19 protein-coding genes are annotated in these 17,350 nt (G+C 66.3%); 6 read left to right on the top strand and 13 right to left on the bottom strand.

The features are described 5' to 3' along the window. The first annotated feature begins 30 nt into the window (after positions 1-30). The 4 genes from ACFOOQ_RS13470 to ACFOOQ_RS13455 all read left to right on the top strand — a co-directional run bounded on the left by ACFOOQ_RS13470 (position 31) and on the right by ACFOOQ_RS13455 (position 4,524). Positions 31-858 carry an NAD-dependent epimerase/dehydratase family protein gene (locus ACFOOQ_RS13470; protein ID WP_379727421.1) on the top strand — a complete coding sequence of 276 codons (828 nt, stop codon included), beginning with the start codon at positions 31-33 and terminating at the stop codon, positions 856-858. A gap of 2 nt (positions 859-860) precedes the next feature. Next, positions 861-1,946: a mandelate racemase/muconate lactonizing enzyme family protein gene (locus ACFOOQ_RS13465; RefSeq protein ID WP_379727418.1), complete on the top strand. Its 1,086-nt coding sequence runs from the start codon at positions 861-863 to the stop codon at positions 1,944-1,946. Between the two features lie 15 nt (positions 1,947-1,961). Further along, positions 1,962-2,816, top strand: coding sequence for an amidohydrolase family protein (locus ACFOOQ_RS13460; protein WP_379727415.1), 855 nt, complete (start codon positions 1,962-1,964; stop codon positions 2,814-2,816). Positions 2,817-3,069: 253 nt separating this feature from the next. Then, positions 3,070-4,524 (top strand): DEAD/DEAH box helicase, encoded by a 1,455-nt coding sequence (locus ACFOOQ_RS13455; protein ID WP_379727412.1) that lies wholly within the window; start codon positions 3,070-3,072, stop codon positions 4,522-4,524. Positions 4,525-4,607: 83 nt separating this feature from the next. On the opposite strand, the gene pcaC is transcribed toward ACFOOQ_RS13455, so the two are convergent. From pcaC to pcaH, 6 genes are read right to left on the bottom strand one after another with little or no spacing between them, the layout of a single operon-like run. Next, positions 4,608-4,997, bottom strand: a complete 390-nt coding sequence (gene pcaC, locus ACFOOQ_RS13450; RefSeq protein WP_379727409.1) for a 4-carboxymuconolactone decarboxylase — start codon at positions 4,995-4,997, stop codon at positions 4,608-4,610. 16 nt (positions 4,998-5,013) lie between these two features. Next, positions 5,014-5,796: a 3-oxoadipate enol-lactonase gene (gene pcaD, locus ACFOOQ_RS13445; protein WP_379727406.1), complete on the bottom strand. Its 783-nt coding sequence runs from the start codon at positions 5,794-5,796 to the stop codon at positions 5,014-5,016. 17 nt (positions 5,797-5,813) lie between these two features. After that, a complete protein-coding gene (locus ACFOOQ_RS13440) occupies positions 5,814-7,166 on the bottom strand; it encodes a 3-carboxy-cis,cis-muconate cycloisomerase (protein WP_379727403.1) in 1,353 nt (450 codons plus the stop codon). Positions 7,167-7,207: 41 nt separating this feature from the next. Further along, entirely contained in the window at positions 7,208-7,366 is a 159-nt protein-coding gene (locus tag ACFOOQ_RS13435) for a hypothetical protein (protein ID WP_379727400.1), read from the bottom strand. Beyond that, a complete protein-coding gene (gene pcaG, locus ACFOOQ_RS13430) occupies positions 7,363-7,932 on the bottom strand; it encodes a protocatechuate 3,4-dioxygenase subunit alpha (RefSeq protein ID WP_379727397.1) in 570 nt (189 codons plus the stop codon). Before pcaG ends, ACFOOQ_RS13435 begins: the two co-directional genes overlap by 4 nt. Before the next feature lie 11 nt (positions 7,933-7,943). Continuing rightward, complete coding sequence (gene pcaH, locus ACFOOQ_RS13425) at positions 7,944-8,651, bottom strand: protocatechuate 3,4-dioxygenase subunit beta (RefSeq protein ID WP_379727394.1); 708 nt, start codon at positions 8,649-8,651, stop codon at positions 7,944-7,946. 135 nt (positions 8,652-8,786) lie between these two features. Here pcaH and ACFOOQ_RS13420 point away from each other — a divergent pair, with 135 nt between their 5' ends. Then, the gene (locus ACFOOQ_RS13420; protein ID WP_379727391.1) at positions 8,787-9,542 is read left to right on the top strand and encodes an IclR family transcriptional regulator; all 756 of its coding nucleotides are present in this window, start codon (positions 8,787-8,789) and stop codon (positions 9,540-9,542) included. Positions 9,543-9,556: 14 nt separating this feature from the next. Here the strand turns inward: ACFOOQ_RS13420 and ACFOOQ_RS13415 are convergent, their stop codons facing one another. After that, entirely contained in the window at positions 9,557-9,970 is a 414-nt protein-coding gene (locus ACFOOQ_RS13415) for an acyl-CoA thioesterase (protein WP_379727388.1), read from the bottom strand. A gap of 146 nt (positions 9,971-10,116) precedes the next feature. On the opposite strand from ACFOOQ_RS13415, the gene ACFOOQ_RS13410 reads away from it, so the two are divergent. Then, on the top strand, positions 10,117-10,611 hold the full coding sequence (locus ACFOOQ_RS13410) for a MarR family winged helix-turn-helix transcriptional regulator (protein WP_379727385.1): 495 nt from the start codon (positions 10,117-10,119) through the stop codon (positions 10,609-10,611). Positions 10,612-10,638: 27 nt separating this feature from the next. On the opposite strand, the gene ACFOOQ_RS13405 is transcribed toward ACFOOQ_RS13410, so the two are convergent. The 6 genes from ACFOOQ_RS13405 to ACFOOQ_RS13380 all read right to left on the bottom strand — a co-directional run bounded on the left by ACFOOQ_RS13405 (position 10,639) and on the right by ACFOOQ_RS13380 (position 17,346). Continuing rightward, the gene (locus ACFOOQ_RS13405; RefSeq protein WP_379727382.1) at positions 10,639-11,901 is read right to left on the bottom strand and encodes a thiolase family protein; all 1,263 of its coding nucleotides are present in this window, start codon (positions 11,899-11,901) and stop codon (positions 10,639-10,641) included. Between the two features lie 52 nt (positions 11,902-11,953). Continuing rightward, complete coding sequence (locus ACFOOQ_RS13400; RefSeq protein WP_379727379.1) at positions 11,954-12,769, bottom strand: crotonase/enoyl-CoA hydratase family protein; 816 nt, start codon at positions 12,767-12,769, stop codon at positions 11,954-11,956. 185 nt (positions 12,770-12,954) lie between these two features. Continuing rightward, entirely contained in the window at positions 12,955-14,496 is a 1,542-nt protein-coding gene (locus ACFOOQ_RS13395; protein ID WP_379727376.1) for a DHA2 family efflux MFS transporter permease subunit, read from the bottom strand. Positions 14,497-14,498: 2 nt separating this feature from the next. Continuing rightward, positions 14,499-15,629, bottom strand: coding sequence for an HlyD family secretion protein (locus ACFOOQ_RS13390; protein ID WP_379727373.1), 1,131 nt, complete (start codon positions 15,627-15,629; stop codon positions 14,499-14,501). Further along, positions 15,626-16,108 (bottom strand): MarR family winged helix-turn-helix transcriptional regulator, encoded by a 483-nt coding sequence (locus ACFOOQ_RS13385; RefSeq protein WP_379727370.1) that lies wholly within the window; start codon positions 16,106-16,108, stop codon positions 15,626-15,628. The genes ACFOOQ_RS13390 and ACFOOQ_RS13385 overlap by 4 nt, the downstream gene beginning before the upstream one ends. Before the next feature lie 101 nt (positions 16,109-16,209). After that, on the bottom strand, positions 16,210-17,346 hold the full coding sequence (locus tag ACFOOQ_RS13380; RefSeq protein ID WP_379727367.1) for an osmoprotectant NAGGN system M42 family peptidase: 1,137 nt from the start codon (positions 17,344-17,346) through the stop codon (positions 16,210-16,212). Between the last annotated feature and the right edge of the window lie 4 nt (positions 17,347-17,350).

Genomic DNA, 17,350 nt, shown 5'->3' with positions numbered 1-17,350 from the left:
CTTCGGGCCAGCCGCCCCAGGGAGGAAACAATGACAATGAAAAAAATCCTGCTCACCGGAGCCAGCGGCGGCGTCGGCACCCGGCTGCGTCGGCTGCTGAAGCCGATCTATCCGGATCTGCTGCTCAGCGACCTGCAGTCGCCGGCCGGCCTGCAGGCCGACGAGACCTTCATCCCGGCCGATCTTGCCGATGCCGCGGCGATCGAGAAGCTCTGCGCCGGCGTCGACGGCATCGTGCATCTGGGCGGCTTCTCGGTCGAAGGACCGTGGGAGACCATCCTCAACGCCAATATCGTCGGCTGCTACAACCTGTTCGAGGCTGCCCGCAAGCGGGGCGTCAAGCGGGTGGTCTTCGCCTCGTCCAATCACGTCATGGGCTTTCATCCGCGCACAAACAAGATCGGCGTCGAGGCCGTGCCGAAGCCGGATACCCGCTACGGCCTCAGTAAGCTGTTCGGCGAAGGCCTCGGCGCGCTTTACGCCCACAAGCACGGCATCGGCACGCTCAGCATCCGCATCGGCAATTTCGGCGACCAGCCGATCGACGAGCGCCGGCTGGCGATCTGGCTGAAGCCCGACGACCTGGTGCAGCTGATCCGCATCGGCCTCGAGAAACCGGACCTCGTCTACGAGGTGGTCTACGGCATGTCCGACAACAAGCGCGCCTGGTGGGACAATGCCAATGCGCTCCGGCTCGGCTACAAGCCTTCCGGCCAGTCCGAGGATTTCGCCGCCGCCGCGCTGGAAGCGCAGCGGGCACTGCCGAAAGACCCGGTCGGCGACCATTTCCAGGGCGGCAGTCCGTTCTGCAGCCAGGACTTCGACAACAACCTTGAGGCCCTGAAGAAGCGGCTGTAACCATGCGGATCAAAGGCGTCGATACCGTCACGCTGAAAATCCCCTTCGGCGACCTCTACGACGGCCCGCGCGCCAAACGGCGCGGCTGGACCGAGTTCGACACCCTGCTGGTGCGGGTCGAGACCAACGACGGCCTGGTCGGCTGGGGCGAGGCCTTCGCCTATAGCTGTGCGTCCGCGGTGCGGGCCGCAGTCACCGACATGGTGGCGCCGCTCGCTGTCGGCCGCACGGTCGAGGACATCCCGGCATTCAGCCGGCAACTGCAGAAAGAGCTGCATATCTGGGGCCGCTACGGCATCACCATCTTTGCCCTGTCCGGCCTCGATATCGCGCTGTGGGATCTTGCCGCCAAGCAGGCCGGCCAGAGCCTTGCCGCCCATCTGGGTGGCCGGCGCCGCGACCATGTGCCGGCCTATGCCAGCCTGGTGCGCTATGGCGGGCCGCAGCCGGTCGGCATCATGGCAAAGCGCGCGGTGGCCGAAGGCTATGGCGACGTGAAACTGCACGAGGTGGCTTACGAAAATATCGCCGCCGCGCGCGAGGCGGTTGGCGGCGCCATCCGCCTGACCACCGATGTGAACTGCAGCTGGGGCCTCGACGAGGCGGAAAGCCTGCTGCCGAAAATGCGCGATCTCGACCTCTACTGGGTCGAGGAGCCGGTCTTCCCGCCGGAAGACTACGACACCCTGTTCGAGCTCGGCCGCTTTGGTGTCGCGCTGTCGGCCGGCGAGAATGCCTGCACGGCGATGGAATTCGCCCGGCTGATCCCGGCGCTGGCCTTCCCGCAGCCCAGCGTGATCAAGGTCGGCGGCGTGACCGAATTTCTTGCCGTCGCCGCACTGGCGCGAGCCGCCGGCAAGACGGTGATGCCGCATTCGCCCTATTTCGGCCCCGGCTACTGGGCGACGCTGCAGCTGGCCGCCCATCTCGACAATATCGGCCTGTTCGAATTCATGTATGTGCAGCCCGAGGCCTTTTCCGGCCGCGACATTCCGCTGCCGCGCGACGGCCGCATCGCCATTCCCGACATGCCGGGCATCGGTTTCATGCCCGACGACGAAACGCTGCGGCGCTTCCGCGTCGCCTGACCCCGGAGACCCCCGATGAGCTATACCCGCATCCTGACCGGCACCAGGCCGAAACTGCAGATGCCGGCCGGCGCCTGCGACACCCATATCCATTTCTACAACGGCCGCTATCCTACCCTGCCCGGCACGCCGACACCGCCGGACGCTTCGGTGGCCGATTACCGCCAGGTGATGGACTGGCTCGGCATCCAGCGCGTCGTCGTCGTGCAGCCGAATGCCTATGGCGACGACAACCAGTTGACCATGGATGCGGTCGCGGAACTGGGGGATGCAGCGCGTGGTGTCGTGGTGGTCAAACCGGGCGTCAGCGATGCTGAACTCGACCGCCTGACCAAAGCCGGGGCGCGCGGCCTGCGTGTCATGGCCCTGCTCGGCGGCACGCTTGGCCTCGACGTGCTGGAAGAGATGGCCGCCCGTGTGCATGCCTTTAGCTGGCATGTGCTGGTGCAGCTCGATGGCCGCGACCTGCCGCAGCACGAGGCGACCATCCGCCGCCTGCCCTGCAAGGTGGTGATCGACCATATCGGCAAGTTCCTCGAGCCTGTACCCGTCGACCACCCATCCTTCCAGTGCCTGCTGCGACTGGTCGACAGCGGCCGGGTCTGGGTCAAGCTGGCGGCCGCCTATGAAACTTCCAAAACTGGCGGTCCGGCCTATGAGGATGTCAGCGTGCTGGCCCGCGCATTGGTGAAAGCCGCCCCGGAGCGGATGATCTGGGCCAGCAACTTCCCCCATGCCCAGGCCCACAAGTTCGGCTATCCGAACGAGGCCGCCCTGCTCGACCTGATGCTCGACTGGGCGCCGAACGCGGCCGACCGGCAGAAGATCTTTGTCGACAATCCGGCCGAATTGTACGGTTTCCGGCCATAACCGGTTATTTCGCTTGACGACGGGCCGCATACGGCCCATATAGCGCCTGCCGTTATCCACGGCTTTTGCGTTGCGGCCGCGTGAGCGGACAGCTGAATCGCCCCAGAGATCGCTGATCCGTCCTGCCCGACGCCTCGAATTCCCACTCACGACCCAGGTCACGCGGGGACGTTTTTACCGGACCCGCGTCCGACCGCTGCATTGCAGGCGAACCCGCCTGCTGCCGTCGTGCGCCCCATGCAAGGATTCTGTTTTGACCAGTTTCAACGACCTCGGCCTGTCCCAGCCGCTTCTCAACGCGCTGACTGCCGGCAAGTACACCCAGCCCACCCCGATTCAGGCCCAGGCCATCCCGCCGGTTCTCGCCGGCCGTGACCTGCTCGGCATCGCCCAGACCGGCACCGGCAAGACGGCGGCCTTCGCGCTGCCGATCCTGCAGCGCCTGGTCGACACCCGTCACCGCCCGGCGCCGAAGACCTGCCGCGCGCTGATCCTCAGCCCGACCCGTGAACTGGCCGCCCAGATCGCCGACAAGTTCCGCACCTATGGCCGCGAAATGGGCCTGTCGATCACCACCGTCTTCGGCGGCGTCGGCATGCACCCGCAGATCCAGACGCTGGGCCGCGGCGTCGACATCCTGGTGGCCACGCCGGGTCGCCTGATCGACCATATGGACCGCCGCACGCTGAGCCTCGCCAACGTCGAGACCGTGGTGCTCGACGAGGCCGATCAGATGCTCGACCTCGGCTTCGTCCATGCGATCCGCAAGATTTCGGCCGCCCTGCCCAAGCAGCGTCAGAGCCTGTTCTTCTCGGCCACCATGCCGGCCTCGATCGGCCAGCTCGCCGCCGGCTTCCTGCGCGAACCGATCCGCGTCGAGGTGACCCCGGCCGCCACCACGGTCGAGCGCATCGACCAGTCGGTGATCTTCGTCGAGGCCGACCGCAAGCGCGCCCTGCTGGCCGAGATCATGCTCGATCCGGCCATGGAGCGGACCCTGGTGTTCACCCGCACCAAGCATGGCGCCGACCGCGTCGCCCGCCACCTCGAGAACAGCAAGGTGCCGGCGGCCGCCATCCACGGCAACAAGTCGCAGAGCCAGCGCGAGCGCGCCCTCGCCGATTTCAAGGCCGGCCGCATCCGCGTGCTGGTTGCCACCGACATCGCCGCCCGCGGCATCGACGTCACCGGCGTCAGCCATGTGGTAAACTTCGAGCTGCCGAACGTGCCGGAAAGCTATGTGCACCGCATCGGCCGTACCGCCCGCGCCGGCAAGGACGGCGCGGCGATTTCCTTCTGCGCCCAGGACGAACGCGGCCTGCTGCGCGACATCGAGCGCGTGACCCGGCAACGGATCGCCACCAGCGACCGGCGCAGCGACGAGGCGCTGGCCGCGGCCAGCGCCGTTGCCAACCAGAATGACCGGCAGGACAGCCGCGAACAGCCGCGGTCCCATGGTCACCGCAACGAAGGCCAGCGTCAGGGCCAGCGCCCTAATGGCAGCCGCAATGGCGGCGGCCATCGCAGCGAAGGCCAGCGTCACGAAGGCCCGCGCCATGAGGCCCAGGATGGCCAGCGCCAAGACCGTCCGCAGCAGGCCCACAAGCCGGGCGGCCGTCCCTTCCATAAGAAGAAGCCGGGCGGCCACAATGGCGGCGGCCGCGGCTTCGGCGGCGGTCAGAACCGCAGCCAGGCCCGCGCCGGCTGACCGCCAGCGGATATACGAAAACAGAAACGGCGTCCGGGCATCCCGGGCGCCGTTTTCATTTTTGGGACAGGGCTGCGGCTGCCCTAGCCGGCGTCTTTTTCCATCTGGGCGAAGACTTCCTCGGCCAGATGCACGGCGCTGTTCGCCGCCGGCACGCCGCAATAAATGGCGGCCTGCAGGATCACTTCCTTGATGTCCTCGCGGGTCAGGCCGTTGTTGAAGGCGGCCTTCACATGCAACTTGAACTCGTCCGGCCGGTTCAGCGCAATCATCATCGACAGCGTCATGCAGCTGCGCGTCTTGCGGTCGAGGCCGGGCCGTGTCCAGATCTCGCCCCAGGCATAGCGGGTAATGAGATTCTGGAACTCCTCGTTGAACGGATTGATTTTGGTCAGCGAGCGGTCGACATGGGCCTCGCCCAGTACCGCGCGGCGGACCTGCATGCCGGCCTTGTAGCGATCTGTGTCATCCATGATGTCTCTCCTGCCGTCAGGCGCCGAGAAAGCCGGTCAGCGCCGCCGTGAAGGCGTCCCGGCATTCGATGTTGGACAGATGGGCGGCCGGCAGCTCGACATAGCGCGCGCCGGGGATGGCATCGGCCACGAGATGCCCATCGGCGGCCGGGGTCGCCAGATCATGGGTGCCGGCGATCACCAGCACCGGATTGCGGATCGCGGCAATGTCCTGGCGCTGATCCATGTCGCGCACCGCTTCGCAGGCGCCGCAATAGCCTTCCAGCGCGGTGGCCAGCAGCATGGCGGAGATTTTTTCGACCGCCTGCGGCTCAGCCGGGACGAAGCCCTCGGTGAACCAGCGCTGGATCACGCCCTGCACGATGGCGCCCATGCCGCCCTGGCGCACGGTGGCGATACGGGTGTTCCAGACCTCCGGCGTGCCGATCCTGGCGGCCGTATTGCACAGCACCAGATGACTGAAGCGGGACGGGGCATGGACGCCGAGCCACATGCCGGTCATGCCGCCCATGGACAGCCCGCAGAAGGCCGCCTGGCCGATCTTGAGTTCATCCATCAGGGCCAGCACGTCGCGGCCGAGCCGGTCGACGCCGTAAGGCGCCGGCGACAGGCCGGACAGGCCATGGCCGCGGGTATCGTAGCGCAGCACGCGAAAAGCGCCGGTCAGCGCCGGCATCTGCGGCTCCCACATGCCAAGGTCGGTGCCGAGCGAATTCGACATCACCAGCACCGGCGCTGTCTCCGGGCCGTCGAAACGGTAATGCAGGCTGACCCCGTCGTCGCAGGCGATATACGGCATGATTCCTCCAGAAGCGGTTATTTGCGTCGTGCGGCAAGCACGCGGTCGACCATGGCCGGCGCGACGCCGACATAGCCGAGCGGATCGAACAGGCGATCCAGCGCTGCCGCATCGAGATGCGCCGTTACCTTCGCCTCTTCGCCCAGCACGTCGCGCAGGTGGCGCTGTTCCGCCACCGCCCTGTGGCAGGCATCCTCGATCAGGTCGTGTGCCGCCAGCCGGCCGATCTTGGCGCCCAGCGCCATCATCACGCCCTCGGCCATGATCAGGCCGCGGGTTTCGTCGAGGTTGCTGCGCATCCGTGCGGCATCGACCTCGAGGCCGGCACAGACATCCGCCATCTGCGCGGTGGCACCGGCGGCGAGCCGCACCAGCGCGGGCAGCGTTTCCCATTCGGCATGCCAGCCGCCAAGGCCGCGCTCATGGTCCTGCGGCATCGCCGACAGGATGGTGCCGACCAGATGCGGCACGCGGATCGCTGCCGACAGCACGGCCGCGCCGCTGACCGGATTGCGCTTGTGCGGCATGGTGGACGAGCCGCCGCGACCGGCGCCGGCCGGCTCGAAGGCCTCGCCGACATCGGTCTGCATCATCAGCGAGACATCGCGGGCGATCTTGCCGAGGCTGCCGGTCATGAGGCCGAGCATGGTGGCGCATTCGGCCACCCGGTCGCGCGCCGTATGCCAGGGCATGTCGGGCAGGCCGAGCTTCAGGTCGTCAGCCAGCGCGCGGGCAACATCGAAGCCGCGATCACCGAGCGAGGCCAGCGACCCGGCGGCGCCGCCGAGCTGGACGACGAACAGCCGCGGCTTCAGTTCATCGAAACGCGCTCGGTGCCGCTCGACGGCATCGAGCCAGCTTGCCACTTTCATGCCGAAGGTGACCGGCAGGGCGTGCTGCAGCCAGGTGCGGCCGACGACCGGCGTGTCGCGGTGGACCGCGGCAAGTTTCGCCAGCGCCGCCGACAGGCGGCTCAGGTCGGCTTCGATGCCGCCGAGCGCCTGCCGCAATTGCAGCACCAGGCCGGTATCCATGGCGTCCTGGCTGGTGGCGCCCCAGTGCACGAACCGCGCGGCCTCCGGGTCGGCCTTCGCCACCCGGGCGGTCAGCTGCTTGACCATCGGGATCGCCGGGTTGCCGGTATTGGCAATGGCGGCAGACAGCGCCGCCAGATCATACAATCCGGCATCGCAGGCCGCGGTGATGGCGGCCGGCGCCGCGGCCGGGATCACGCCCACGGCCGCTTCGGCGCGGGCCAGCGCCGCCTCGAAATCCAGCATGCCCTGCAGCCGCGCCCGGTCCGACAGCGCCGCAGCGGCCGCCCCGGTCGAGAACAGAGGATCGAACAGGCCGGTGGCAGTCGCAGTCATGGGAAGCCTTTACCAGTTCACCAGGGTCAGCAGGCCGTAGGTCAGCCAGGGAAAGTCTGCCGCATCGGCATGTTGCGCGCCAGCTTGTTGATGACAAAGACGTTCAGGCCGGCCACCACGGCCGCCGCGGTCAGGGCGTCGCTGCGATGCGGCGGATTCTCGTCACTGTTTCCTGCCGCTTCGCCTTGTGCAGGACTCAACAATCGAAAAATACCGTCTCGCCCTCTCCCTGCATGACGATATTCCAGGTGTATTCGCCCTTGCCGGCGACGGTACCGGCCAGCAGCGTGCCGCGACGGCCTGCGTCTTCAATCAGACCGAGCACCGGATCGTTGGCATTGGCCGCCTCGTCGGCGAAATAGATGCGGGTATACAGATGCCGCAGCATGCCGCGCATGAACACGCAGACCACGATATGCGGCGCCTGCAGCATATTGCCCGGGCCCGGCACCGCGCCGGGCTTGATGGTGGTGAATTTGTACCGGCCGTCCTTGTCGGTCGGCACGCGGCCGAAACCGATGAACTTGCCGTCCAGCGGCTTGTCCTGGGTATCTTCCGGATGGGCGTATTTGCCGTCGGCATTGGCCTGCCAGAATTCCAGCAGGGCATCGGGGATAGGCTTGCCTTCGCCATCCAGCACGCGGCCGGAAATGACGATCGTCTCGCCCTTCGCGGCATCCCTGGCGATATCCGCAATGGTGATCGGGGTCAGGCCGAGATGCAGGTAGGGGCCGACCGTCTGCGAAGCGGTGGGAATAAGACTCATGACGGACACCTTCACTTCTGCTCGAACGGCGTGGCATCGCGGCCACGCAGGACGATGTCCCAGCGATAGCCCAGCGCGAATTCCGGCACCGTGGTCTCGAGATCGAAGGTGGCGATCATGCTGTCGCGGGCGCGCTGGTCGGTGACGCAGTTGAAGATCGGGTCGAGCGGCAACAGCGGATCGCCCTGGAAATACATCTGGGTGACCAGCCGGGTCATGAAGCTCGGCCCGAACAGCGACAGATGGATATGCTGCGGCCGCCAGGCATTGTGGTGGTTGCGCCAGGGATAGGCGCCGGGCTTGACGGTGACGAAGCGATAGCGGCCCTCGTCGTCGGTGACGGTGCGGCCATAGCCGGTGAAATTCGGATCGAGCGGCGCGTCGTGCTGGTCGATGGCGTGGCGGTAGCGGCCGGTGGAATTGGCCTGCCACAGTTCGATGAGCGTGCGCGGCACCGGCCGGCCATTTTCATCGAGCACCCGGCCGCTGAGGATCATGCGCTCGCCGATCGGCTCGCCGGCATGCTGCTTGGTCAGGTCGTGGTCGGTCGGCCCGACCAGCTCGTGGCCGAACAGCGGGCCGGTCACTTCCGACAGGGTGTGCGGCAGCAGGATGAGCGGCTTGCCGGGCGCGCGGCGGATCGAGGACTGATACGGCGGGTGCAGGTAGTTCGGCTGTGTGCCCGGGGCCGGGCGTTTGTAGCCCACGATCTCGTTCATCTGTTCCTCCCGTCGGCCAGATACCGATGACCTGACCCGCGTCATATCCACGCATCGCTTGACTGACTTGTGCGTAAATCGCACAATAATTTGAATATCGAACATTACAGGGTGGAATTATTCCATTGTCAACGCATGAACCTGCGTGATTTTTCGACCTCGCTCGCCCGCGGCCTGCGTGTCATCACCGCCTTCGACCGCGACAACGACGAGATGACGCTGAGCGAGGTCGCCCGCCGCGCCGACATGACGCGGGCCGCCGCGCGGCGCTACCTGCTGACGCTGTGCGAGCTCGGCTATGTCACCGGCGACGGCAAGTATTTCCGTCTGACGCCCAGGGTGCTCGATCTGGGCTTTGCCTTCCTCACCTCCATGCATATCTGGGAACGTGCCCAGCCCTTCATGGAGCAGCTGACCGAGCAGGTAAATGAATCCTGCTCGATCTCGGTGCTGGACGGCAGCGACATCGTCTATGTCGCCCGCGTGCCGACCAAGCGCATCATGTCGGTGGCACTCGGCATCGGCAGCCGCCTGCCCGCTTTCTGCACTTCGATGGGACGCGTACTGCTGACCTCGCTGCGGCCGGCCGAACTCGATGCCTTCTTCGCGCAGACCGAATTCGTCGCCCGTACGCCGCATACGGTGACCGATCCGGCCACCCTGCGCGGCCTGATCGGCGAGGTGCAGCACAATGGCTATGCCGTGGTCGACCAGGAACTGGAGGTCGGCCTGCGCTCGATCGCGGTGCCGGTGCGCAACCAGTCCGGCCGCATCCTGGCGGCGATGAACATCAGCGGCCATGCCGCGCGCACCACGGTCGACGACCTGCGCCAGCGCGTGCTCTCGCCGCTGCTCTATGCGGCCGAGGGCATTCGTTCGGCCCTGCCCTGATTGAGCTGCCCCGCCTAGCTGAGCGCGGCGCGGACCACGTCCGGCACCGGCAGAGCCTTCAGCCGGTCCGGCTTGTCCGGATGCGGCGCCGCCCAGACGCGGCGCTCCCAGCCGTCCACGCAGAGCACGCCGGCATTGTAGACCTTGTGGCTGAGGATGAAGTAGCGGTCGCTCCATTCGCTGACGCCGCTGTGCACTTCCAGCTCGTCGCCGAATTTCGACGGCGCCAGGAATTTGGCGTTGGCCTCGGCAATCGGGATGCCCACCACGCCATGCTCGTCGAAAATCTCGGGTAGCGGCAGGCCGGCATTGACGAAGAGATGCCGGGTGCCGGCGTCGAACCAGGCGAAATACCGCGGGTAGAACACGATCCGTGCTGGATCGGCGTCGCCCCACTCAATCCACACGCGATGAATATTGGTCTGCATCTTCCCTGCCTTCAGTTATTGCCGATGCCCGGCCGGATTACTGGCGGCCAGATGATTGGCGGTCAGACTATTCGTTTCCCGCTATAACAATTATCCGCTACGATTTTCAGCTACCGGCGGATTTAGGGCAACCCGGAACGGACTCCATGACCCGGCAGAGCAGCCATACGAAAGCCACCCCGACCACCGATCCCGACGACGCACCGGCGAAGGTCGATCTCGGCTGTCTCGACGGCCTGCTCGGCTACCGGCTGCGCCGGGCGCAGCTCGCGGTGTTCCAGGATTTCATCACCAGCATGCGGGACTACGACCTGCGGCCGGCCCAATTCTCCGTGCTGGCCATCATCAGGGCCAATCCCGGCCTCAAGCAGTCGCGGGTCAGCGAGGCGCTTGGCATCAACCGTGCCAATTTTGTCGCCCTGCTCGACGAACTGGAAACCCGCGATCTGGCGCGCCGCGAACCGGCGCCGGGCGACCGGCGCTCCAATGCGCTGTTTCTCACCGCGAAGGGCGAAGCCTTTCTCGACGAAGCCTACCGCCATCTGCAGGCGCATCACGAACGCCGCCTCGACGCAGCACTCGGCGCCGGCGACAGGCAGCAGTTCCTGACGTTGCTCGACCGGCTGGCCGCGCTCGACTGAGCCCCTTTCAACGAGGACCTTCGCCGGTCAGTGCGGACGACCGCCGGCATCCGGATTCTCCACCAGCAGCGCGATGCCCTGGCCGCCGCCGATGCAAGCGGACGCGATCCCGTAACGCAGGCCGGCGCGGCGCAGTTCGCGCGCCACCGTCATCGCCAGCCGCACGCCGGTGGCGCCCAGCGGATGGCCGATGGCAATCGCCCCGCCGTTGACGTTCAGTTTCTCGCGCGGAATCGACAGGGCGCGCATGCAGGCCATCACCTGGGCGCCGAAAGCCTCATTGATCTCGAACCGGTCGATCTCTTCGATCTTCACGCCCGCCCTGGCGCAGACCGCCTGGATCGCCGGCACCGGGCCGATACCCATCACCTCGGGCCGCACGCCGACGCTGGCCCCGGCGACAATGCGCGCCAGCGGTGCCTTGCCGTGGTCCCGCACATAGTCGCCGCCGGCGACAATCGCCGCCGCCGCGCCATCGACCACACCGGACGAGTTGCCGCCAGTCTGCACGCCGCCGAAGGCCGGCCGGATCTTCGCCAGCACCTCGACCGGCGATGGCCGTACATGGCTGTCCTCGGTCACCTCCGGCGTCTTGCGGCTGAGCCGGATGCCGCGGCTGTTATAGCCGGCGAGCGCAAACTCCTCGCTGCTGACCGGCGCGATCTCGCCCGCGAAGTAGCCGGCGTCCTTTGCCTTCACCGCGCGGTCGAAGCTCTCGGCGGCATAGGCGTCGACTTCCTCGCGGGTGATCTGGTATTCGCGCGCCAGATTTTCCGCCGTATCCCCCATCATGATGCCGGGCGCGGTATCGATCAGCGCCTCCCACAGGAAGTCTTTGAATTCGACCTGCCCCATGCGAAAGCCGTTGCGATGGGTATAGGCCGCCACCGGATTGCGGCTCATCGATTCCGCACCGACCACCAGGCCGACATCGGTCTGGCCCAGCTTGATCGCCGAGGAGGCCTGGATGATGGCCTCGATGCCGGTGCCGCAGACGCGCTGCACCAGATGCGCCGGCACCTCGACCGGCACGCCGGCATATAACCCGATATGGCGCGGCAGCATGTAGGCATCATAGGAAGCCTGCGCCATGTTGCCGGCGACCACCGTGCCGATGTCCTCTGCCGGCACCTCCGCCTTCTTCAGCACCTCGCGCGCAACCTTGATGCCGAGATCGATCGGCGAGACCTCGGCGAAGGCACCCATATAATCGGCAAACGGCGTGCGCACCCCGTCGACCAGCCAGATATCCTCGAAACCGACACTGAGACCTGTGGCATTGCGAGACATGGGCGTTCCTCTCCCCTTATTTTTCATGCGCCGGCACAAACGCGGCCGACGATTATGTCTTGCCGACCTTTGCCGCGCGCTTTTCGAGAAAATCGCGAATGCGCGTCTTCGCCTCGATATCCGCCTGGGCGATCGAGGAAATCATCGCTTCCATCATGTAGCCCGATTCGGGGCTGGTCTCGGCGATCCGTGGCAGGGCATGCATGACGGCGAAATTGGTCATCGGCGCATTGCCGGCGATCTTCGCCGCCAGTTCCATGGCTTTCGCCATGCCTTCGCCTTTGCCCACCAGATACTGCGACAGGCCGATGGCATGGCCCTCTGCGGCGTCATAGACGCGGCCGGTCAGCATCATGTCCATCATGCGGGCAACGCCGATCAGGCGCGGAATCCGCACCGAGCCGCCGCCACCGACGAAAATGCCGCGCTGGCCCTCGGGCAGGGCATAGAAGCTGGATGGTTCGGCGATCCGCACATGGGTGGCAGCGGCAAGCTCGAGACCGCCGCCGATCACCGCACCATGCAGCACCGCGATCACCGGCACCCGGCCGAACTGGATATGACGGAAGGCCTCATGCCACATCATCGAATGGCCGACGCCCTCGGTCGCCGAAAGCTCCTGGGTCGCGGACAGATCGAGGCCGGCCGAGAAATGGTCGCCCTGGCCGTCGAGCACCACCACCTTCACGCCGGCAGGCGGCGCCGCGAAGAACCGCTGCAGGCCGAGCACGGTGGCGTTGTCGAGCGCATTGCGCTTTTCCGGCCGCGCCAGGCGCAGCACGGCGATCTCGCCCTGTATCTCGACCCCCAGAGTCGGTGGCAGGTCGAGGGCGGGGGGTTCGGTCCGGCCGATGGGATTCAGCTGCATCTCGCGGGTTTGCTTCCGGTTATAATTGTTATGCACTATAACATTATCCGGAAGACTGACAAGCCGGTTCAGCCGCCCGCAAAGCACGGATTACCGCGCCGGCCGCCGGGCAAAATCGCAAAAACAGGATCACTGTCGGGAAAAATGCGCGGCGGGTTACAGGCCCGCCGCGCATTCACGCCGGCCTAGTCGAGCGCTGCCGCTGCGGCATGGCCGCCGGATGGGGCGCCGGAGCGCCGCAGCAATGCCACCAGCGGCAGCGTGACCAGAACCAGGTACATCATCAGCCGGAAGTCGTTGGCATAGGCGATGATCGAACCCTGCCGGTTGATCTCGGCGTCCAGCGCGGCACGGCCGCCAACCGTCGCCATGTTCCAGATGCTGGCAATGCCGGGCTGGCGCAGCAGGTCATTGAACGGCGTGATATGCGCCCCCAGTTCGGCGTGCAGGATCTGGCCGTTATAGCTGAGGAAGTAGATCATCAGCGAGATGCCGATACTGCTGCCGATGTTGCGCATCAGGCTGAACAGCGAGGTGCCCTGCACGCGGAAAAGCGGCGCCAGGGTGGCGAAGGTGACGGTCGACAGCGGCACGAAGACGAAGCCGAGGCCAAGCCCCTGCACGATGCCGACCCAGACCAGGTTGAACTGCGAGACATCCGGCGTGTAGCCGGCCATCTCGTAGAGCGACAGGCCCAGCAGGCAGATGCCGAGCGCGATCATCAGCCGGGCGTCGATGCGGGTGATCAGCCGGCCGACCAGCATCATCGCCACCATGGTGCCGACGCCGCGCGGCGCCAGCACCAGGCCGGCGGTCAGCACCGGATAGTCCATCAGGTTCTGCAGATACGGCGTCAGCAGGGCCAGCGAGCCGAGCAGGATGACGCCAACGACAAAGATCAGCAGCAGGCCGATGGTGAAGTTTCGGTCGATGAACATGGCCGGCTCGATGAACGGCTTCTTCGCCGTGAACATATGCACGAGGAACATGTAGAAGGCGAGGCCGCACAGCACGGCCTCTGCCACCACCTCGGTCGACGAAAACCAGTCGAGATTCTGGCCACGGTCGAGCATCATCTGCAGCGCGCCGATGGCGACGCTGAGCATGGCGAAGCCGAACCAGTCGAAACCGCCGTCGCGCTGCGGTGCGGCAGCGCTGAAGAAGTGGCTGAGGCCAAGGAAGGTCAGGATGCCGACCGGCAGGTTGATATAGAACACCCAGCGCCAGTTGTAATACTCGGTCAGCCAGCCGCCCAGTGTCGGCCCGAGGATCGGACCGACCATGACGCCGACACCCCAGATCGCCATCGCCGAGCCGTGCCGCTCGCGCGGATAGATGTCGAGCAGTACCGACTGCGACAGCGGCACCAGTGCGGCGCCGCAGACGCCCTGCAGCAGGCGGAACAGCACCATCTGCTCAAGACTGGCGGCGATGCCACATAGGACCGAGGCGGTGGTGAAGCCGGCCACACAGGCGAGGAAATAGTTTTTACGGCCAAAGCGCGCCGCCAGCCAGCCGGTCGGCGGCGTCATGATCGCGGCGGCGACGATATAGGAGGTCAGCACCCAGTTGATCTGGTCCTGCGTCGCCGACAGGCTGCCCTGCATATAGGGCAGTGCCACGTTGGCAATCGTGGTGTCCAGCGCCTGCATGATCGTCGCCAGCATCACGCAGACGGTGATCGCGGCGCGATGCGGGACTGCAGCCTCGGGTGCGGCAGTCGTCATGGTCAGAGACCGATCCAGCCGCCCATGCTGTGCAGGATGCCGGCGAGGCTGCGGCTGTGGCCGGTATCGATCTCGACTTCCGCACTCATGCCGGTGCGCAGCGGCGGCGCGTCGGCGGGCAGTTCCAGCCGCACGCGAACCGGCACGCGCTGCACCACCTTGACCCAGTTGCCGCTGGCATTCTGCGCCGGCAGCACGCTGAACTCGGCGCCGGTGGCCGGGCTGACGCTGTCGACCACGCCCTGCCATTCGCGGCCGGGATAGGTGTCAATCGTCACCGTCGCCTTGTTGCCGGGCCGCACATAGGTGAGGTCGGTTTCCTTCGGATTGGCCTCGACCCAGATGTCCCTGTCGCTGACGATGGCCATGGCGGCCTGCTGCGACGCGAGATATTCGCCGGGCTGCAGGCTGTCGACCTGGGTGACGATGCCGTCCATCGGCGCCAGCACGCGGGTGCGACGCAGGTCGCGGGCGGCCTTGTCGACAGCGGCCTTGGCCTGCTGCCAGGCGGCATACTGCTCGACCGGCGCATCGGCCTTGCCGCCCAGGCTGGCCAGCACCGCCGCAGCGTCCTGCCGGGCCGCCGCCAGCTTCTGGCCGGTGGCGTCAAGATTGCGGCGTGCCTGGTCGAGCTGGGTCTGGGCATTCACCCGGCTCTTGAAGAGGTCGTTCTGCCGCTGGTATTCGCGCTGGTAGAAGTCGAGGTCGGTCTGCACCTGCTTGATCGCCTCAAGCTTCTGGCGGTAGTTGGCCTTCCCGCCCTCGATGGTGTCGCGCGTGACACCGAGCTGCGCCGTGGCGCCTTCCAGCGCGATGCGATAGGGCTCATCGTCGAGGCGGAACAGCAGGTCGCCGGCCTTGACATGCTGGTTGTTGCGCACGGCGATCTCGGCCACGTTGCCGGCGACATCGGTGCTGATGGTCGACTTGCCGGCCTGCACCGCGGCATTGTCGGTGCTGACATAGCGCCCGCCGTTCAGGTAGGTAATCGCCGCAACCGCCAGCACCAGCAGCGGCCCGGCCAGCAGCAGGATGCGACGTACCGGCAGGCGGCGACGCGGCTTGGCCGCCGCGGTGGCAGCCGGGGCCTGCGCCGGGTTATCGCGCAGGGCGGTTACATTGATCTGGTTCATGCCACTTTCTCCTGGCGGTCGTCGCGATCGTCGCGTCCGTCGCGCTCGGCGAGATTGTTTTTGATCAGGAGCAGCATTTCGATCAGCTGCTCGCGTTGTTCCGGGGACAGGCCCCGCATCGCGTCCTCACGTGCCGCGGCACCGACTTCGCGCATCTCCGCCAGCAGCGGCGCGGCGGCCGGCTGCAGATACAGCAGCCGGGCACGACGATCACCGGGATCGGCGCGGCGTTCGATCAGGCCAAGCTGTTCCAGCTTGTCGACCAGCCGGGCGACCGTGATCGGCTCGACATCCAGAATGTCGGCGAGGGTCGTCTGGTTGATGCCCTCCTGCCGGCTGAGATGGGCCAGCACCGACCATTGCGCACGGGTCAGGTTGCTGCCGTGCGCGCGCGCCTTCTGCTCGAAGCGCTTGCGCAGCAGGCGTGCGGCATCGTGCAGCAGGAAGCCGAGAGTGCGGTATGGCAGGTCTTGTGGCATGGCGAGACAGTTTAAGGAAGCACGCTTAATATAAGCATGCTTACTATATTTTCAAGCGCCATTAACAGGCTGATTTACATGAATAAAATCGTATTCTGGGGTCAATCCTCGCTGGCCGGCAGCAGGTCGCTGCGGGTCGGCGGCAGGTCGCCCAGCGGCCCCAGCGCCGTCTTGTCGCGGGCGAACAGCGGCTTCGACTGCATGTACAGCGCCAGCAGTCGTGCCAGCGCGATCAGCGAATCCTCATGGCTGCGCTCGTAGCCATGCGAGGCATCGAGCGCGAAGCAGACCAGCGCGGTGCGGATGTCGTTGCCGGCTTCCAGCGCCGAGGCGGCATCCGAGCGGTAATAGCGGAAGACGTCGCGACTGTGCTCGATGTCGTATTTGCCGCACAGTTCCAGCAGACGGCGGGTCAGGTGGCGGTCGAACGGCCCGCTTGAATCCTGCATGGCGACGGTGACGCCGTATTCGCAAGTATATTGGCCCGGCGCGATGGTGCCGTTGTCGATCGACACCAGCTCGGCAACATCGCCGTGCAGCACCGTCGAGGCGCCGACGCCGACTTCCTCGGCGATGGTGAACAGCAGGTGGCAGTCCATCGGCAGTTTCGCATCGGATTCGCAGATCGCCCGCGCCGCCGCCAGCATGGCGGCCACGCCGGCCTTGTCGTCGAGATGCCGTGAGACCAGGAAGCCGTTGTCCATGAATTCCGGCATCGGGTCGATCGAGATGGTGTCGCCGACATGGATGCCGAGCGCACGACAGCCGGCCTCATCGGTCAACGGCTCGTCGAGACGCAATTCGAGATTGGTCCAGGCGACCGGCTGGGTGTCAATCTCCTCGTTGAAGGTATGGCCCGAAGCCTTGCGCGGCAGAATGCTGCCGCGATAGGCCGTGCCGTCATCGGTATGCACGAGGCAGCGGGCGCCTTCGGCGAAGCGTGCCGACCAGGTGCCGATCGGCACCACCTGCGGCCGGCCGTTGTTCCAGAAGCCCTTGACCATGGCGCCCAGCGTATCGAGATGGGCGACAATGGCGCGGTCTGGCGAGGAGCGGCTGCCCTTGAAGTCTGCGCGGATCGCACCGCGGCGGGTCAGTTCATAGGGCACGCCGAGCGTCTCGAGCTCCTTGCAGACAAAGGCAACGACGGCATCGGTCATGCCGCTCGGGCTCGGGATGGCCAGCAGGCTGCGCAGGGTCTGCAACAGATACTCGCGATTGATCGGCAGGTCTTTCATGGTA

The organism is Ferrovibrio xuzhouensis, assembly GCF_042648965.1.
Taxonomy (GTDB): domain Bacteria; phylum Pseudomonadota; class Alphaproteobacteria; order Ferrovibrionales; family Ferrovibrionaceae; genus Ferrovibrio; species Ferrovibrio xuzhouensis.
This window is presented reverse-complemented; position numbering and strand designations above follow the sequence as displayed.

Excerpts from the sequence above, each read along its gene's own strand:
- ACFOOQ_RS13380 (WP_379727367.1), bottom strand. The coding sequence starts at position 17,346 with ATGAAAGACCTGCCGATCAATCGCGAGTATCTGTTGCAGACCCTGCGC.
- ACFOOQ_RS13395 (WP_379727376.1), bottom strand. The coding sequence starts at position 14,496 with ATGACGACTGCCGCACCCGAGGCTGCAGTCCCGCATCGCGCCGCGATC.
- ACFOOQ_RS13405 (WP_379727382.1), bottom strand. The coding sequence starts at position 11,901 with ATGTCTCGCAATGCCACAGGTCTCAGTGTCGGTTTCGAGGATATCTGG.
- pcaG (WP_379727397.1), bottom strand. The coding sequence starts at position 7,932 with ATGAGTCTTATTCCCACCGCTTCGCAGACGGTCGGCCCCTACCTGCAT.
- pcaH (WP_379727394.1), bottom strand. The coding sequence starts at position 8,651 with ATGAACGAGATCGTGGGCTACAAACGCCCGGCCCCGGGCACACAGCCG.
- ACFOOQ_RS13440 (WP_379727403.1), bottom strand. The coding sequence starts at position 7,166 with ATGACTGCGACTGCCACCGGCCTGTTCGATCCTCTGTTCTCGACCGGG.
- ACFOOQ_RS13385 (WP_379727370.1), bottom strand. The coding sequence starts at position 16,108 with ATGCCACAAGACCTGCCATACCGCACTCTCGGCTTCCTGCTGCACGAT.
- ACFOOQ_RS13415 (WP_379727388.1), bottom strand. The coding sequence starts at position 9,970 with ATGCAGACCAATATTCATCGCGTGTGGATTGAGTGGGGCGACGCCGAT.
- ACFOOQ_RS13390 (WP_379727373.1), bottom strand. The coding sequence starts at position 15,629 with ATGAACCAGATCAATGTAACCGCCCTGCGCGATAACCCGGCGCAGGCC.
- pcaD (WP_379727406.1), bottom strand. The coding sequence starts at position 5,796 with ATGCCGTATATCGCCTGCGACGACGGGGTCAGCCTGCATTACCGTTTC.
- ACFOOQ_RS13410 (WP_379727385.1), top strand. The coding sequence starts at position 10,117 with ATGACCCGGCAGAGCAGCCATACGAAAGCCACCCCGACCACCGATCCC.
- ACFOOQ_RS13465 (WP_379727418.1), top strand. The coding sequence starts at position 861 with ATGCGGATCAAAGGCGTCGATACCGTCACGCTGAAAATCCCCTTCGGC.
- ACFOOQ_RS13460 (WP_379727415.1), top strand. The coding sequence starts at position 1,962 with ATGAGCTATACCCGCATCCTGACCGGCACCAGGCCGAAACTGCAGATG.
- ACFOOQ_RS13400 (WP_379727379.1), bottom strand. The coding sequence starts at position 12,769 with ATGCAGCTGAATCCCATCGGCCGGACCGAACCCCCCGCCCTCGACCTG.
- pcaC (WP_379727409.1), bottom strand. The coding sequence starts at position 4,997 with ATGGATGACACAGATCGCTACAAGGCCGGCATGCAGGTCCGCCGCGCG.
- ACFOOQ_RS13420 (WP_379727391.1), top strand. The coding sequence starts at position 8,787 with ATGAACCTGCGTGATTTTTCGACCTCGCTCGCCCGCGGCCTGCGTGTC.
- ACFOOQ_RS13470 (WP_379727421.1), top strand. The coding sequence starts at position 31 with ATGACAATGAAAAAAATCCTGCTCACCGGAGCCAGCGGCGGCGTCGGC.